Annotated in this window: 13 protein-coding genes; 10 read left to right on the top strand and 3 right to left on the bottom strand. The window is 46.4% G+C overall.

Going from position 1 to position 15,729, the window contains the following annotated elements:
• Positions 1 to 2 precede the first annotated feature (2 nt).
• The 3 genes from EDF88_RS07600 to EDF88_RS07590 all read left to right on the top strand — a co-directional run bounded on the left by EDF88_RS07600 (position 3) and on the right by EDF88_RS07590 (position 3,091).
• Complete coding sequence (locus EDF88_RS07600) at positions 3 to 1,016, top strand: DUF2955 domain-containing protein (protein WP_134183851.1); 1,014 nt, start codon at positions 3 to 5, stop codon at positions 1,014 to 1,016.
• A gap of 10 nt (positions 1,017 to 1,026) precedes the next feature.
• Positions 1,027 to 1,452 carry an ion channel gene (locus EDF88_RS07595; RefSeq protein ID WP_134183848.1) on the top strand — a complete coding sequence of 142 codons (426 nt, stop codon included), beginning with the start codon at positions 1,027 to 1,029 and terminating at the stop codon, positions 1,450 to 1,452.
• Positions 1,453 to 1,687: 235 nt separating this feature from the next.
• Positions 1,688 to 3,091, top strand: coding sequence for a diguanylate cyclase (locus EDF88_RS07590; RefSeq protein WP_134183846.1), 1,404 nt, complete (start codon positions 1,688 to 1,690; stop codon positions 3,089 to 3,091).
• A gap of 60 nt (positions 3,092 to 3,151) precedes the next feature.
• On the opposite strand, the gene EDF88_RS07585 is transcribed toward EDF88_RS07590, so the two are convergent.
• A complete protein-coding gene (locus EDF88_RS07585; protein WP_134183844.1) occupies positions 3,152 to 4,576 on the bottom strand; it encodes a sugar porter family MFS transporter in 1,425 nt (474 codons plus the stop codon).
• A 407-nt stretch (positions 4,577 to 4,983) separates the two neighbouring features.
• Here EDF88_RS07585 and EDF88_RS07580 point away from each other — a divergent pair, with 407 nt between their 5' ends.
• Together EDF88_RS07580 and EDF88_RS07575 are read left to right on the top strand one after the other, a co-directional pair.
• Positions 4,984 to 5,565, top strand: coding sequence for a sugar O-acetyltransferase (locus tag EDF88_RS07580; protein WP_134183842.1), 582 nt, complete (start codon positions 4,984 to 4,986; stop codon positions 5,563 to 5,565).
• Between the two features lie 54 nt (positions 5,566 to 5,619).
• A complete protein-coding gene (locus EDF88_RS07575; protein ID WP_134183840.1) occupies positions 5,620 to 7,230 on the top strand; it encodes an FAD-NAD(P)-binding protein in 1,611 nt (536 codons plus the stop codon).
• Positions 7,231 to 7,298: 68 nt separating this feature from the next.
• Here EDF88_RS07575 and fucO read toward each other — a convergent pair whose 3' ends face one another.
• Together fucO and fucA are read right to left on the bottom strand one after the other, a co-directional pair.
• Positions 7,299 to 8,447, bottom strand: a complete 1,149-nt coding sequence (gene fucO / locus EDF88_RS07570; RefSeq protein WP_134184191.1) for a lactaldehyde reductase — start codon at positions 8,445 to 8,447, stop codon at positions 7,299 to 7,301.
• A gap of 38 nt (positions 8,448 to 8,485) precedes the next feature.
• Positions 8,486 to 9,133 (bottom strand): L-fuculose-phosphate aldolase, encoded by a 648-nt coding sequence (gene fucA, locus EDF88_RS07565; protein WP_134183838.1) that lies wholly within the window; start codon positions 9,131 to 9,133, stop codon positions 8,486 to 8,488.
• A gap of 501 nt (positions 9,134 to 9,634) precedes the next feature.
• Between fucA and fucP the strand changes: the two genes are divergently transcribed.
• From fucP to fucR, 5 genes are all read left to right on the top strand, one after another.
• Positions 9,635 to 10,984 carry an L-fucose:H+ symporter permease gene (gene fucP / locus EDF88_RS07560; protein ID WP_279586331.1) on the top strand — a complete coding sequence of 450 codons (1,350 nt, stop codon included), beginning with the start codon at positions 9,635 to 9,637 and terminating at the stop codon, positions 10,982 to 10,984.
• Positions 10,985 to 11,033: 49 nt separating this feature from the next.
• Positions 11,034 to 12,821: an L-fucose isomerase gene (fucI, locus tag EDF88_RS07555; protein ID WP_134183834.1), complete on the top strand. Its 1,788-nt coding sequence runs from the start codon at positions 11,034 to 11,036 to the stop codon at positions 12,819 to 12,821.
• Between the two features lie 88 nt (positions 12,822 to 12,909).
• On the top strand, positions 12,910 to 14,373 hold the full coding sequence (gene fucK, locus EDF88_RS07550; RefSeq protein WP_134183832.1) for an L-fuculokinase: 1,464 nt from the start codon (positions 12,910 to 12,912) through the stop codon (positions 14,371 to 14,373).
• 2 nt (positions 14,374 to 14,375) lie between these two features.
• Positions 14,376 to 14,798 carry an L-fucose mutarotase gene (gene fucU, locus EDF88_RS07545; protein WP_134183829.1) on the top strand — a complete coding sequence of 141 codons (423 nt, stop codon included), beginning with the start codon at positions 14,376 to 14,378 and terminating at the stop codon, positions 14,796 to 14,798.
• Positions 14,799 to 14,863: 65 nt separating this feature from the next.
• The gene (gene fucR, locus EDF88_RS07540) at positions 14,864 to 15,571 is read left to right on the top strand and encodes an L-fucose operon activator (protein ID WP_064516959.1); all 708 of its coding nucleotides are present in this window, start codon (positions 14,864 to 14,866) and stop codon (positions 15,569 to 15,571) included.
• Positions 15,572 to 15,729: the final 158 nt, after the last annotated feature.

The raw sequence follows: 15,729 nt of genomic DNA, 5'->3' as shown, positions 1-15,729 counted from the left end.
CCATGCATAACGGGGATCGTGCGGTACTGAGAATTGGAGTGGGATCGGCCATTGCGGCGCTGGTCTGCTACGGCCTTGCGCTACCGATGCCACATTTGGGCTGCATTATGGCCTGGATTGTGTTGTGTCAGGGGAAACCTTTACCCATCAAAAAGGGGATTATTGTTGGCTTAGTGCTAACGATGACCATGGTTGGTGGCGTGCTGATGGTGCCTTTACTGACGCACTACCCATTATCTGCATTGCTGTTTACGGCGCTGCTGCTTTACCTGCTGATGCTGATGGGGCTTAGAGGGAAGGGAACCCAGGCCATGCTACTGACGACGGCCATTACCATCATTCCGATTGCCGGACTCATCGAGCAGTCACTTGCTATTGGTATTGCCCAAATGATGGGGCTTGGCATCATCATTGGTACGGTGGTTAACCGGTTTGCGTTAGTACTGTTCCCCCCGCAGGCCACTCCTTCCTCAGCAGCTAAGGTGCTACTGCCTCCTAAATCTCCACACCAGCTGGCTCTACGTGCGGTGCTTATCGTATTGCCGGTGTGGTTGTTAGCATTAAGCAACCCTGCGTTTTATATCCCGGCAGTGATGAAAACTGTGATGCTGGCACAGCAAACCAACACTCTTGCGGCAAAACAGGTCGGGAAAGAGTTGGTGCTATCGACTCTGATGGGGGCGCTGTTGGCGGTGGTGCTGTGGTTTGGGCTTAGCATCTGGCCTTCATTCCTGATGCTAGTGCTCTGGATGGCTCTCGTTAGCCTTTGGGTTGCGCGACGTTTAGTGCGGCTGGCGGCTAGCCGATTCACCCCCTCTTTCTGGAGTAATGCGTGGGTCACCTGCCTGATTCTGTTTGGCCCTGCCATTCAGGACAGTGCTTCCGGTAAAGATGTCTGGTTGGCATCGCTGATGCGCTGCTCTCTATATGTTGCTGTTGCCCTGTATGGCTGGGCGTGTGTGGTGGTTCTTGAACGCTGGCATCTGGCTGGTCGTCCAGCGGCCGAAACCGACTAAGGGGGTTAAAATGTTGCTGGTCTTGATAACTGGGATGCCTGTCATCCTGTGCAATATGTTGCTGCAATCACTGATGTCTATTTGGTGCATTCGCTTTTACATCAAGCGCTTTCACCAGAGAGAAGGGATGTTATATGGCGTATTGGCATTGTTTGGCATCATCATCATTGTATTGGTGGGTAACCTGCTGCAAATAATGCTGTGGGGGATTTTGTTTTTGTGGCTGGGGGAGTTTTCCTCGCTGCAAGAGGCGGTTTATCACTCGGGTGTCAATTTTGCCACGTTGGGTTATGGCGATATCGTGATGAGTACAAAATGGAAACTGCTCGGCCCACTGGAAGCGGTGAATGGTGCGCTGATGATTGGGTTGTCTGGTGCCAGCATGCTGGCGGTGCTACAGCACCATATCCGCAAGCAGTTGGGGAATTTAAAGTAATCTTTTTTATCTGGAGCAAAGTTTTTCGCTATTGCTGCAATACTGGGTTCCATAGCAGAAGTATTGACGTATTTAAAGCGGTTGAATGTGTTCAAAAATGGCAAGTTTAAGTAAAGATATTATATATGGCTGGAATGGATAATATTATACAAAAAAGAGAGGTTGATATAATATCCAGCTCACAGGGGAATTCCTTAATAGAAATAATATCTCGCGAAGAATAAATGTTACACTTATGAAAAACATCCAACCTCTTAATTACGACATTATTAAAAATGAGTGGCAGTTGTTAATTAATAATACAAATGCTGCAACTCATCAGACCCTCATGAGCCTTAGTGATGAGGAGGTCAGGCAACTGGTTGATGCGTATTATCAATATATGTTGCAGGATGAGAAGGCGAAATTATTCCTTAGCACGACCCAGGTTGAAGAGAGACTTAGTGCCAGTATGAACAACTGGTTGCGCAAAGTGCTGGGTAGTTCGTGTGAAGATTTATCAGAGTTAATTGCTCATCAGCGCAAGGTTGGTGAAGTTCACGCGCGTATTGGTCTACCTATCGATCTTGTCGCCCGTGGTGCCAGAAAGCTGAAGTATGAGCTTTTTCAATTACTATTAAATAAACCTCAGATCTCAGCAAAAGAAATTAGCGATGCTATCTTTTTTAGTGGCATGGCCATAGATTCCGCAATTGAAGTCATGACTATCGCTTTTACGCCATCACATCAGAAAATGATGCACGATCAAGAACATTTTCGCCTGCTGACTGTATATGATGATATGAACGTTGAACGTGAACGTCAGTTAGGGGCTTTGAAGGATTGGGAAAATCAGTTTATTTATAATATTGCGACTGAATTGCCATTTGAAGAGCGTGTTCTACTCAGTGATTCTGAATTCGGGCTATGGTTTGCTCATAAAGGCCAGCATATTTTCAGGCAGCCAGATTTAATTAAAAAAATCGACTCGCTAATCCAAAAAATAGATAGGGTTATTACCACTGAGTTTGCTAATGAATCCTCAGGTGCCTTTAGTCGCATTCATCTGTTACGCATGTTAAGGCAAGATGTTGAACAGGTTAATATGATTCTTAGCTCTATATTCGAAGAGATAGTGAAGAGTGAGAATGGCAAAGATCCAATGACCAAACTACTTACTCGTCGCTTTATCCCTACGATCATGGGACGTGAGATTGGTTTATCTATTAGCTCCGGCAAGCCTTTTACTATCGCTTTGTTGGACATAGATTACTTCAAAAAAATCAATGATAACTATGGTCACGCGGTTGGTGATAACACATTAAAAAATATTGCGACTTGGTTACATGAGTATGTACGCAGTAGTGATTATGTCTTCCGCTACGGCGGCGAAGAATTTATGTTGTTGCTGGTGGAAACGACACTGTCTCAGGCTCAAGTCCTGACGGAGCGACTGCGCAACCATATTGCCAGCCAGATGATTGAAGTCGATGTAGATACCTCATTTAATGTCACCATCAGTGCAGGTTTGGTCGAATTCGATAACCATCCTGATTACCAGCGGCTTATTAACAAAGCAGACCAAATGTTGTATCAGGCAAAAAATAATGGTCGCAATTGTATTGAGAGTTATCCATTCGGTATGAATAACTCACTTTAATTGCCGGGTGAAATAGGTAAACCCTGACTGATGAGGTCAGGGTTTATTGTACTGGAAGAGTTACTGCCCAATATTACGCAGCTTTTCACCCGCCATAAGTTTCTTCTCGATGTGTTCCAGTGTGACATTTTTCGTTTCTGGAATTAGCCAGAAAGTGACGCCAATAAATGCAATATTAAGCGCGGTATACATCCAGAATGTGGCCGCCGGGCCAACTGCATCTAACAGGCTCAGGAATGTTGCACCAATTATCATGTTCGACACCCAGTTCGTGGTCGTTGAACAGGTAATCCCAAAATCACGGCTTTTCAGCGGCTGAATTTCAGAGCACAGAATCCAAACCACAGGTGCGGCACTCATCGCATAGCCTGCGATACACATCATAGTCATACCGACAGACAGGTAAGACAAACCATCTGAAGCATTGCCATTATCAAACTGCATCAGGCAATAACCCAACACCAGTGTGCCAACAGCCATAACGCTAAAGCCAATCTTCAGCGCCGGTTTACGTCCTGCTTTATCGACCATGAAAATAGCAATGAAGGTGGCGAGCATAAACGTCAGGCCGACAACAATGGTTGCCATCATCTGTTCATGCGTGGTTGTGAAACCCGCCATTTCAAAGATTTTTGGCGCGTAATACATAATGATATTCATGCCGGTGAACTGTTGCATCGCTTGCAACAGCATGCCAAGGAATACGGCTCGGCGGACGTTGCTGTTCATTTTGAACAGCTCCCAACCGTGCTGTTTTAACTTGAGGCTTTCACGGATATCCTGCAATTCCTGGCGCGCTTTCTCCGAGGTATCTCGCAATTTACTTAATACTTCTTCGGCTTCAATATGGCGCCCTTTAGCGGCCAACCAGCGTGGGCTATTGGGCAAAAATACGACCAGTATCAGCAGCAGGAATGCCGGAATTGCCAACACGCCAAGCATCATTCGCCAGTCGCCGCTGTAGCTCAGGGCTGTATCTGATAAGAACGCCAGCAAAATACCCAGCGTAACCATCAGCTGATACATGCTGATCATTTTCCCGCGAATATCTTCCGTTGCCATTTCAGACAGATACAGAGGGGCTGTGTATGAAGCAATCCCCACAGCCATCCCAAGGACGACGCGCGAGACCATCAATATTTCAACCGTTGGTGCGAGTGCTGAGCCGAGTGAACCGATAATAAATAATATCGCCCCTGCCATAAGACTATATTTGCGACCCAACGCAGATGAGAGCCAGCCGTTTGCGAGTGCACCGATTGCTGCACCTAACATCATGGTACTCACAACCCACTCTTGCTGTTGGCTATTTAAAGTAAAATGCTGAGTAATAAAGGGTAGAGCACCAGAGATCACGCCGATATCAAGTCCAAACAACAGGCCCGCTACCGCCGCAGAAACGGAAACAAACAGTGTCATTCGGCGCGAGTCGCGCGCTCTGGTATTGAGGTGACTGGGGTAACCAGGCAGTACTTCATTAGACATAATAAATCTCCAAAATCCCGCAAGCGCAATGTAGTTCCAGAAAACCAATGACAGCACTTTATAAGATCTTTCCAGAAAACGTCTGACTCCGGGTAGGCAGATATATGGATTATTTTGCTGTGGTGATCATTTGTGTGATGAGTGCGACATAATTGATAAATACAGTGAATAATAAGTTAATTGCATAAATAACAATAGGATGGGTTTATTTTTTGGATGTTTTTGTGAGGTGTGGTCATGGCAATACAAATAATATGTATGGATAAATTTTGTTCTGCTTTTCGATGTTGTAAGAACCAACTGAATATATTGACGTTTGTGCTGACTATGCAGTTTATGAAAGGTAGTTATTTATCAGGTCTAAAAAATATGATTTAACAACATCAATTGCCTATGAGGAGTTGAGAATGCGCGAATTTAGCAAAATGGTAAGTGGTGAAAATTATAATATTAACGACCCAGAGTTATGTGAAATTCGCTACCGAGTACGCGATATCGTTGATGAATTTAATGCATTGAGTGCCCGTGCCGTTACCGAGAAAGAGAGATTGATTCGCACAATATTTGGCCGTGTTGGCGAGAATGTTCATTTCGAAAAAGGGATGCGTATTGATTACGGCTGTAATACCCATATTGGTAATAATGTATTTATTAATTTCAACTTTGTGCTACTGGATTGTGCGCCAGTGACTATTGGTAATAACGTATTTATTGCTCCTGATGTACAAATTTATACCGCTCAGCATCCGCTGGACCCTGATACGCGAAACCAACATATTGGCAGCGCACGGCCGATAAATATTGGCGATGATGTATGGATCGGTGGAGGATCTATTATTTTGCCTGGTGTAACTATCGGTAAAGGCAGCACTATTGGTGCTGGAAGCGTAGTGAAACATGATATTCCTGCCGGAGTCATTGCTGCGGGTAACCCATGCCAGGTAAAACGAGTTTGTTTGGCAGATAAATTGCCAGAAACCGTTGAATGAGCCTAATCTCAACAGAGAGATGGAAGACTTTATAACAACGGTGGGTACAGTTTGATGAAAAGAATCGCTATTGTCGGCGCGGGTCCTACGGGCATTTACACTCTTTTCTCCCTTCTGAAGAAGCAAGTGCCACTGTCCATTACTATCTATGAGCAGGGCAGTGAGGCAGGGGTTGGTATGCCTTACAGCGATGAAGAAAACTCCCGAATGATGCTGGCCAATATTGCCAGCATCGAAATCCCGCCTATTTTTTCGACCTACATCGACTGGTTGCGCAGCCAAAGTGAAGATCATCTGGCGCGTTATGGTGTTCGCCATGACTCACTTCATATCCGACAGTTTCTACCTCGTATCCTTCTTGGCGAGTACTTCCGCGATCAGTTTCTGGAGTTGGTTGTTCAGGCAAAAGAGCAAGGGTTCCGCGTGGAGGTTCATGAATCTTGCCAGGTCACCGATCTTGAGGCGACTAAAGAGGGAGTAAAACTGTGGGCAGAAGGCGAACCTTCGCCTGCGTTGTTTGATCTCGCCGTGATTGCCACCGGGCACGTATGGCCTGATGAGGAGAAGTCGACTCACACCTTTTTCCCAAGCCCATGGTCAGGGCTGATGGAGGCTAAAATTGCTGCGTGTAAAGTCGGAATTATGGGGACATCGTTGAGTGCTCTGGATGCCGCGATGGCAGTGGTCATCCAGCATGGGGAGTTTGTTGAATCGGAGCGAGAGCAAATCCATTTCAATCTCGATGAGGGGAGTGAAAAGCTTAACATTGTGCTTATGTCCCGATCGGGGATTCTGCCGGAAGCTGATTTCTACTGCCCAATCCCTTACGAGCCATTAACTGTCGTGACACAAGAGGCGATTAATCACGAAATTTCAGCAGGGGCCGATGGTCTTCTCAATCGAGTTTTCGGCCTTATGGTTGAGGAAATTGAACGTGCAGACCCGGTCTGGAGCAAACATCTGGCGCTCAATACGTTGGATGCGGATAGTTTTGCTAAAGCCTGGTTTGCTGACAGGAAAATAAACGACCCGTTTCACTGGGCTGAAGCCAATCTTTATGAAGTTGAACGCAATAAGCGCGACAAGCGAACAGTTCCGTGGCGTTACGTGATCCTTCGGTTACATGAAGCCGTCCAACTGATTGTGCCTTATCTGGACGAGCAGGACAGAAAGCGCTTTGACGTAGGCCTTGCGCGAGTGTTCATCGACAATTACGCAGCAATACCATCGCAATCTATTCGCCGTTTACTGGCATTACGCGAGGCCGGGATAATCAGCATTCTTACGCTTGGGCCGGATTATAAGATGGATGTAAAAGAGAAACAGACGGCGATTTCCGTCGGGCAAAATGTTTATGAGTTTGACGTATTTATTGATGCCCGTGGGCAGAGGCCGCTTAAGACCAAAGATCTACCGTTTACTACCTTACGAAAACAGCTCGAGTCTGGCGGCGACGATATTCCAGATGTCGGTGAGGACTACATATTATTACAACCGGAATCTGTTCGTGGGCGCATTGCTTTTGGGGCGCTGCCTTATCTGATGCACGATCAACCCTTCGTTCAGGGGCTGACTGTCTGTGCGGAAATTGGTGAAGCTATGGCAAAGGGGATATTTGAGTCAGCACCTCATGTGCGCCGACGATTACCATTTTTAGATTGGTAACTTCAAAGTAAGGGCTGCTATGTTTGCAGCCCCTAATAATTGAATAATTTATTGTTATTCAAAGCAATTTATAGTGCCTTTAAATATAACTCGGCAATCTCTTCAATCTTCGCTTCACGAGGATTTCCTCCCGTGCACACGTCGTCAAACGCTGCCTGTGCCAGCTCCTGAATATCTTCTTTACGCATCCCAACTTCTCTTAATGTCGCGGGAATACCAACATCACGATTAAGAGATTCTACTGCCTGAATTACCACTTCTCGCGCATGTTCAAGAGTTGCATGAGTTACTTTAAGGTCCATTGCCTGCGCAATATGACGATACTTCTCACCGGTAAACTCTGCGTTGTAGCGCATCACGTGCGGCAGCAAAATTGCATTAGCGACGCCATGAGGTGTGTTGTAAAACGCACCTAACGGGTGCGCCATCCCGTGAACCAACCCTAGCCCTACGTTTGAAAATCCCATTCCTGCCACATATTGCCCTAATGCCATTTTCTCAACGGCTTCTGCTTTACCTGCAACTGAGTCCCGAAGAGAAGATGCAATAATTTCAATGGCTTTGAGATGCAAAGCATCAGTGAGCTCCCAGGCGCCACGAGTGATATAGCCTTCGATGGCATGGGTTAGCGCATCGACCCCGGTTGCTGCTTTTAATGAAGGGGGCATTCCGTCCATCATGTCAGCATCAATAAAAGCGGCCAGCGGGATATCGTGAGGGTCGATGCAGACAAATTTGCGGCGATTTTCTTCATCAGTGATGACGTAGTTGACGGTCACTTCTGCCGCAGTACCCGCTGTGGTTGGAATCGCCAAAATCGGCACGCTTGGGCTGCGTGTTGGGGCCATACCTTCCAGACTACGTACATCTTCAAATTCTGGATTAGCGCTGATGATGCCAATAGCTTTACAGGTATCCTGTGGAGATCCTCCACCAATGGCAATCAGATAATTGGCGCCACTTTGGTGAAAAGCTGCTAACCCTTGCTGTACTACTTTGATTGTTGGATTAGGTGTAACGGCATCAAAAACCTGGTAATGAAGCCCAGCAGCATCCAGTTTTGATGTCACTTTTTCTACCACGCCACAGGCAACCAATTGGGCATCGGTCACTATTAGTGCCTTGCCATAACCCCGGCGCATAACTTCTGGCACTAATTCATTGATAGCACCACGCCCAAACCATGACGTTTCATTCAAAATCATTCTTTTGGTCATCATGACAATCCTTGCTTAGAAATGAATTTCTGGCGGGTTTATTCTTCTACACGCAGGCCGTAGCTTTTAAACTTCTCAAGCACAATGGCGATTTCTTCATCAGGCAAGACCGGAACGGAATCAGTGATTGGCAGAGTTGAAAGATAGAGCTTCGCTAAAACTTCAACCTCGTGAGCCAGCCAAAGAGCCTTCTGTAAGTTCGCTTCACAAGCGATCATGCCGTGATGCTGCAAAAGCGTGGCTTTGCGGTTTTTAAGCGCTACCGCAACGTGCTCAGAAAGTTTTTTGGTGCCAAAGGTGGCGTAAGGCGCACAAGGAATGGTGCTACCGCCTGCTGCGGCAATCATGTAATGAATGGCCGGAATTGGGCGGTTAAGAATGGATATCGCTGTGCAATTTACCGCGTGGTTATGTACGACAGCATTGGCATCTGGACGAGTTTGATAAGCCACCTGATGAAAGCGCCACTCGCTGGAAGGAACCTTTCCCTCTTCATGTTTACCGTCGGCATCAATATAAACAATCTGCTCCTCTGTGAGATTTTCATAAGGAATGCCAGTGGGGGTGATGAGTAACCCATCCCGGTAACGCACACTGACGTTGCCAGCGGTTCCCTGATTTAGACCCAGGCGAGTCATTTCCAGACAGGTGTGAATGATTTCACGTGCGAGTAAATCTCTTTCCATTTTATTGCCTCTCTAAACTTCTTGAATAAAAAATAAACATGAATGGGGAATGTGATTTTTATCTTTATACAGCAAGAGTTATTAAGAAGTTGCCAGTTGTGGAAGTGTGATCCTCATCAAGTTAAATGGCTTATTTAGATTAAACAACGCAATTATGGAAATAGTAAAAATGTCCGTTTTATCTCAAGTGGATTTAAACGGGCAATTTATGACAATTCATGTCGTTAAATATCTAAAAGTGCCCGTTTTAAAATAAATAAAATCATTCGGGCATGCATGTTGTGTTTTTTATTCAATGCATGACGGAAACGGGCATATTAATTCTTTTAGTGAAGTGATCATGCTCACACTTCACCTGCCAATAATGCTTAATGTGACTGAACTCATATTTTTAAGCGTTTTTTGTTTTAAGAATAGCTCCACTTACCGCACAAGTAGCATGATTGTCAGATTAGAAATTAGCTGACTGTATTGATTATGTTGCTGCGGAAATAAAAGCAGATGTACTTAATATTTAACGAGGGTGCTATGGGACAAGTTTCAATTCAGTCAGAGAGCTACTGCGTTGCCAGCCATGAGCGCAAAGGGAACTATGCCATTCCTTTTGCATTATTATGTTCACTCTTTTTCCTGTGGGCTGTAGCAAACAATCTTAACGATATTTTACTACCGCAGTTCCAACAGGCTTTTACGTTAACAAATTTCCAGGCTGGACTTATTCAGTCTTCATTTTATTTTGGCTACTTCCTTATTCCTATCCCAGCAGGGATATTGATGAAGAAGATGAGTTATAAAGCCGGTATTATTACTGGGTTGTTATTGTATGCCATCGGTGCAGCTTTATTTTGGCCTGCAGCGGAAGGCATGAGCTATTCATTGTTTTTAATCGGCTTGTTTATTATAGCCGCAGGCCTTGGTTGCCTGGAAACTGCAGCAAATCCGTTTGTTACTGTATTAGGGCCTGAGGAGTCAGGGCACTATAGAATTAACTTAGCCCAGACCTTTAACTCTTTCGGGGCTATTGTTGCCGTAGTATTTGGGCAGGGCCTAATTCTTTCCCACGTTCCACATCAATCAGATGATGTATTAAAGAGTATGACACCTGAGCAGCTTGGTGCTTATAACCACAGCCTGGTGCTCGCCGTTCAGTCACCCTACATGATAATCGTAGCGGTTGTATTAGTTGTGGCGCTGTTAATTGCGTTGACCAAGTTTCCTTCGATTCAAAGTGATTCCCATGACGACAGTAAAGAAGCAGGTTCAGTCATGGCTTCCATATCTCGGCTGCTGCGTATTCGCCACTGGCGTTGGGCTGTATTAGCTCAGTTTTGCTACGTCGGCGCACAAACAGCCTGTTGGAGTTACCTGATTCGTTACGCTATCGAAGAGTTACCGGGGACTACACCAGGGTTTGCCGCCAACTATCTTACCGCCACCATGGTCTGTTTCTTCATCGGACGCTTCAGTGGCACATGGTTAATCCGCCGCTATGCACCTTTTAAAGTCCTGGCAATCTATGCCTTCGTTTCCATGTTGCTGTGCATTATCTCCGCAGTGATGGGGGGGCATCTTGGCCTGATAGCTCTCACCTTATGCAGCATGTTTATGTCCATTCAATATCCAACAATTTTCTCCTTAGGCATCAAGGGATTGGGACAGGATACCAAATATGGTTCATCCATTATCGTGATGACTATTGTCGGTGGCGGGATTGTCACACCGATTATGGGGTTCGTCAGTGATGCGGCGGGCAATATCCCGACTGCTGAAATCATCCCCGCGCTGTGCTTCGCCATTATTTTCATTTTCGCCAAATTCAGATCAAACGTAATGCCGCGTGTAACGGCTTAAGCAATTCAACCTTAATAAGTTCAATTTACTGATTAATTTGAGGAATAAAATGAACAGCCAACACCAGTCTAAAAATCTACCAAAAATTGGTATTCGCCCTGTGATTGATGGCCGCCGTATGGGGGTACGTGAATCACTGGAAGAGCAGACCATGAATATGGCGAAAGCCACGGCAGCACTGCTGAGCGAACAACTGCACCATGCCTGTGGTTCACCGGTTGAATGCATTATCGCTGATGGCTGCATCGCCGGAATGGCAGAGTCAGCAGCTTGTGACGACAAATTCAGTAAACAGAATGTTGGCCTTACCATTACTGTGACGCCTTGCTGGTGTTATGGCAGTGAAACCATCGATATGGACCCGTTCCGCCCGAAAGCTATCTGGGGGTTCAATGGTACAGAGCGACCGGGCGCAGTTTATCTGGCCGCGGCGTTAGCTGCCCACAGCCAAAAAGGGATCCCCGCGTTTTCAATCTACGGTCATGACGTACAAGATGGCGGCGATGAATCTATTCCTGCAGATGTACAAGAAAAATTGCTGCGTTTCGCCCGGGCAGGCCTTGCTGTGGCGAGTATTAAAGGCAAAAGCTATATGTCTCTGGGTGGCGTTTCAATGGGGATTGCCGGTTCCATTGTGGACCACAATTTCTTTGAATCCTGGCTTGGCATGAAAGTGCAGTCTGTTGATATGACTGAGCTACGTCGTCGTATGGATCAGAAAATTTATGATGAACAGGAACTAGAGCTGGCGCTGGCCTGGGCCGATAAAAACTTCCGCTATGGGCCGGATCTTAACACGGAACAATATCGCCGCTCCCCTGAAAGCAGCCGTCAGGTATTGCGTGAAAGCCTGCTGATGGCGATGTGTATCCGCGACATGATGCAGGGCAATCCTGCGCTTGCACAAAAAGGTTTTGTTGAAGAATCCCTTGGATATAACGCCATCGCAGCCGGTTTCCAGGGGCAACGTCACTGGACGGATCAATACCCGAATGGTGATACCGCTGAAGCCTTGTTAAATAGCTCCTTTGACTGGAATGGGGTGCGCAAACCATATGTGCTTGCGACCGAAAATGACAGTCTGAACGGTGTGGCAATGTTGTTTGGCCATATGCTCACGGGCACAGCCCAGGTATTTGCTGACGTGCGTACTTACTGGTCACCAGAAGCGGTCAAACGCGTAACCGGTACCGATTTGACCGGGCATGCTGAGCACGGAATTATCCACTTAATTAACTCAGGTTCCGCAGCGCTTGATGGTTCATGCCGCCAGCTTGACGAGCAGGGCAAGCCAACCATGAAGCCGCATTGGAAAATCAGCAAGAAAGAGGCTGATGATTGCCTGCAAGCTACCGAATGGTGCCCGGCCATCCATGAATATTTCCGTGGCGGCGGTTATTCATCACGCTTCCTCACTCGCGGTGGCGTGGCATTCACGATGTCCCGTATCAATATTATTAAGGGCATTGGGCCGGTCTTGCAGATTGCAGAAGGCTGGAGCATTGAGCTACCAAAAGATGTGCACGACATTCTGGATAAGCGCACTAATGAAACATGGCCAACCACATGGTTTGCCCCACGCCTGACAGGCAAAGGCCCATTCATTGATGTTTACTCTGTGATGGCAAATTGGGGCGCGAATCACGGTGTTCTGACTATTGGCCACGTGGGTGCTGACCTTATTACCCTTGCGTCAATGCTGCGCATTCCAGTGTGTATGCATAACGTGGAGGACGGTGACATTTATCGCCCATCTTCATGGGGTGCTCATGGTATGGACGTGGAAGGCCAGGACTATCGCGCCTGCCAAAACTACGGGCCACTGTATAAAAAATAATGCTCCATGGGGCTGCTTATAACCAGGCCCCTTTGTCGCCTCCCTTTGTCTTGAGGGGGGCACATTTATACTTATCAAAGGAAGCATCATGAAGCGTGATGTGGTGATTGTTCTGGACTGTGGTGCCACTAACATCCGTGCCATTGCCGTGGATTCGCAAGGCAATGTGGTCGCGAAAGCGGCTTTACCTAATGTAAGCCTTGCAGCTGAAGAAAATGACCAATGGCACATTTGGTCGCTCGATGACATTTTGCAGCGCTTTTCTGACTGCTGTATGCAAATTATTCCGCAGCTCAAAGGCGATAAAATTCACGCGTTGAGTGTCACAACGTTTGGTGTGGATGGCGCGCTAGTGGATGCCCAAGGGGAGCTCATTTATCCGATAATTAGTTGGAAATGCCCCCGCACGTCAGAAATTATGGAAAAAATTGACCGCTATATCACCCCCGGCGAGCTACAAACTATTTCGGGTATCGGTCAGTTCAGTTTTAACACGTTATATAAACTTATCTGGCTAAAAGAGAATCGCCCTGAGTTACTGGAAAAAGCGCACGCTTGGCTATTTATCTCTTCATTGATCAATCAGCGGCTAACCGGTGAATTCACGACAGACCGCACTATGGCGGGAACCAGCCAATTATTAGATGTTCGGCAGGAAATCTTCAGCAAGACTATTTTTCAGCGAACCGGCCTGCCGATAGAGCTGTTTCCACGTCTTGTCGCCGCAGGTGAACATATCGGCAATCTCTTACCTCATATGGCACAACGCTTTGGAATACCAGCTGGAACAGCGGTTATTTCAGCCGGGCATGATACCCAGTTTGCGTTGTTTGGTTCCGGCGCGGGGTTAGATCAGCCAGTGCTTTCATCAGGAACATGGGAAATCCTGATGGTACGCACCCCGCAGGTTAACACCTCATTGCTGCCACGTTTTGCAGGTTCAACATGCGAGCTTGATAGCTGTTCTGGCCTGTTTAATCCCGGTTTGCAATGGCTGGCCTCCGGTGTTCTGGAATGGGTTCGTAAGCTGTATTGGCCGGATGCAACATTGCCTACTGTATATGAGCAGATGATTGCTGAAGCCAAAATGATCCCACCAGGCTGCGAAGGTTTACGTATGAACTGCCAACTTCTCGACAGGCGCGAGCAGGCAGGCTGGAGTGGTGTGCATCTGCATACAGAACGCGGGCATTTCTATCGCTCGGCGTTAGAGAGTCTTTCATGGCAGCTACAGCAAAATTTGATAGTGCTGGAAGATATCGGCGGTTTTAAAGCTAAAGAGTTGCTGCTGGTTGGGGGAGGGAGCCGAAATCTACTGTGGAACCAAATTAAAGCGGATGTCCTCAATCTACCTATCAAAGTATTACAAGATGCAGAAACGACCGTTCTGGGAGCAGCAATGTTTGCCTGGAGTGGTGTCGACTTTTACACCTCACCAGAACAAGCACGCCAGCAAGTTAACTATCGCTACCAGTCTTATTATCCAGGCAAGCAAAGCGTGCAATATCAAGACTTCGCTTGCCAGTGCTCCGAAGTATTTGAAGAGGTTTAACGATGTTAAAAACCATATCTCCATTAATTTCGCCTCAGCTACTTAAAACATTGGCTGAAATGGGCCACGGCGATGAAATCATTTTTTCAGATGCGCATTTTCCTGCCCATAGCATGGGCCCGAATGTTATCCGTGCCGATGGTTTAAAAGTGAGCGAGTTACTGGCCGCAATTATTCCGTTATTTGAACTCGATAGTTACGCGCCTCCGCTTGTCATGATGGCGGCAGTTGAAGGTGATAAATTAGACCCAAGTGTTGAAACTCGGTATTTGCAGGCTTTATTTGGTGATAAGCAGCAACATAAAGTCAGCCGTATTGATCGCTTCGCATTCTATGAACGAGCGCAGCAGGCATTTGCGATCGTCATCACAGGTGAGACCGCCAAATACGGGAATATTCTGTTAAAAAAAGGGGTTACGCCGTAGTCTCAGACTCCTTGTTTTGCCATGCGCCACCGGCGCATGGTTTTTTCAGGTAGAGGAGAGTGCTTGTGAAAACGGCGCGCCATGCGGCAATAGTAGAACTCATACGACAACATGAAACCCTAACAACTGAAGATCTTGCCGAGCTATTAAAGGTCAGTAAAGAAACCATCCGCCGTGATCTGAATGCACTACAGACGCAGGGGAAAATCATTCGCCAGCATGGGCGAGCTAAAAGCATCAAGCGCGACACTCATGACAGTGGAGACCCATTTAGCGCTCGCCTCAAAAGCCATTTTGCCAGCAAAGCCGACATTGCGCGCCAGACACTACCGTGGATTAGTGGTGGAATGACTATTGCGCTCGATGCGAGTTCAACATGTTGGTATCTGGCAAAACAACTCCCGGATATTGATATCACTGTTTTTACCAATAGTGTGCGTATTTGCCAGGAACTGGCAAAATGGGAAAATATACAGCTCATTAGTTCCGGTGGCTTGCTTCAACGTAAATATGCTTGTTACGTCAATCCTGCAATTATTTCCCAAGTTAAAGAACTGGATATCGATCTGTTTCTTTTTTCTTGTGAGGGAGTTGATAAGGATGGCGTGCTATGGGATTCCAATACTTACAATGCTGAATTTAAATCATTACTCATGAAGCGCGCGGCGCAGTCTTTATTACTTATCGACAAGAGTAAAATAAATAGAACCAGTGAAATAAAAATAGGCTGTGTGGAAGATGTTGTACTAGTTATTTCAAATCAAAATGCCTAGCACAACCACGGGCTGTTAAGACAATTAATGAGATAATCCTACAAAAAAAGCGCAGCTCACCAGACCATGGGTTGAAATTAATCTATTTTTACAATAAATTAATGCGAGCAACGTGAGTTGGCCTTTAAAACGCTATCTTCATATAAAATAAACATATG

This window comes from Buttiauxella sp. BIGb0552 (assembly GCF_004366275.1).
GTDB lineage: Bacteria > Pseudomonadota > Gammaproteobacteria > Enterobacterales > Enterobacteriaceae > Buttiauxella > Buttiauxella gaviniae.
This window is presented reverse-complemented; position numbering and strand designations above follow the sequence as displayed.

What these genes read in the sequence shown, in the direction of transcription:
- EDF88_RS07600 (WP_134183851.1), top strand. Translation starts at nt 3, where the DNA reads ATGCATAACGGGGATCGTGCGGTACTGAGAATTGGAGTGGGATCGGCC.
- EDF88_RS07595 (WP_134183848.1), top strand. Translation starts at nt 1,027, where the DNA reads ATGTTGCTGGTCTTGATAACTGGGATGCCTGTCATCCTGTGCAATATG.
- EDF88_RS07590 (WP_134183846.1), top strand. Translation starts at nt 1,688, where the DNA reads ATGAAAAACATCCAACCTCTTAATTACGACATTATTAAAAATGAGTGG.
- EDF88_RS07585 (WP_134183844.1), bottom strand. Translation starts at nt 4,576, where the DNA reads ATGTCTAATGAAGTACTGCCTGGTTACCCCAGTCACCTCAATACCAGA.
- EDF88_RS07580 (WP_134183842.1), top strand. Translation starts at nt 4,984, where the DNA reads ATGCGCGAATTTAGCAAAATGGTAAGTGGTGAAAATTATAATATTAAC.
- EDF88_RS07575 (WP_134183840.1), top strand. Translation starts at nt 5,620, where the DNA reads ATGAAAAGAATCGCTATTGTCGGCGCGGGTCCTACGGGCATTTACACT.
- fucO (WP_134184191.1), bottom strand. Translation starts at nt 8,447, where the DNA reads ATGACCAAAAGAATGATTTTGAATGAAACGTCATGGTTTGGGCGTGGT.
- fucA (WP_134183838.1), bottom strand. Translation starts at nt 9,133, where the DNA reads ATGGAAAGAGATTTACTCGCACGTGAAATCATTCACACCTGTCTGGAA.
- fucP (WP_279586331.1), top strand. Translation starts at nt 9,635, where the DNA reads ATGTACTTAATATTTAACGAGGGTGCTATGGGACAAGTTTCAATTCAG.
- fucI (WP_134183834.1), top strand. Translation starts at nt 11,034, where the DNA reads ATGAACAGCCAACACCAGTCTAAAAATCTACCAAAAATTGGTATTCGC.
- fucK (WP_134183832.1), top strand. Translation starts at nt 12,910, where the DNA reads ATGAAGCGTGATGTGGTGATTGTTCTGGACTGTGGTGCCACTAACATC.
- fucU (WP_134183829.1), top strand. Translation starts at nt 14,376, where the DNA reads ATGTTAAAAACCATATCTCCATTAATTTCGCCTCAGCTACTTAAAACA.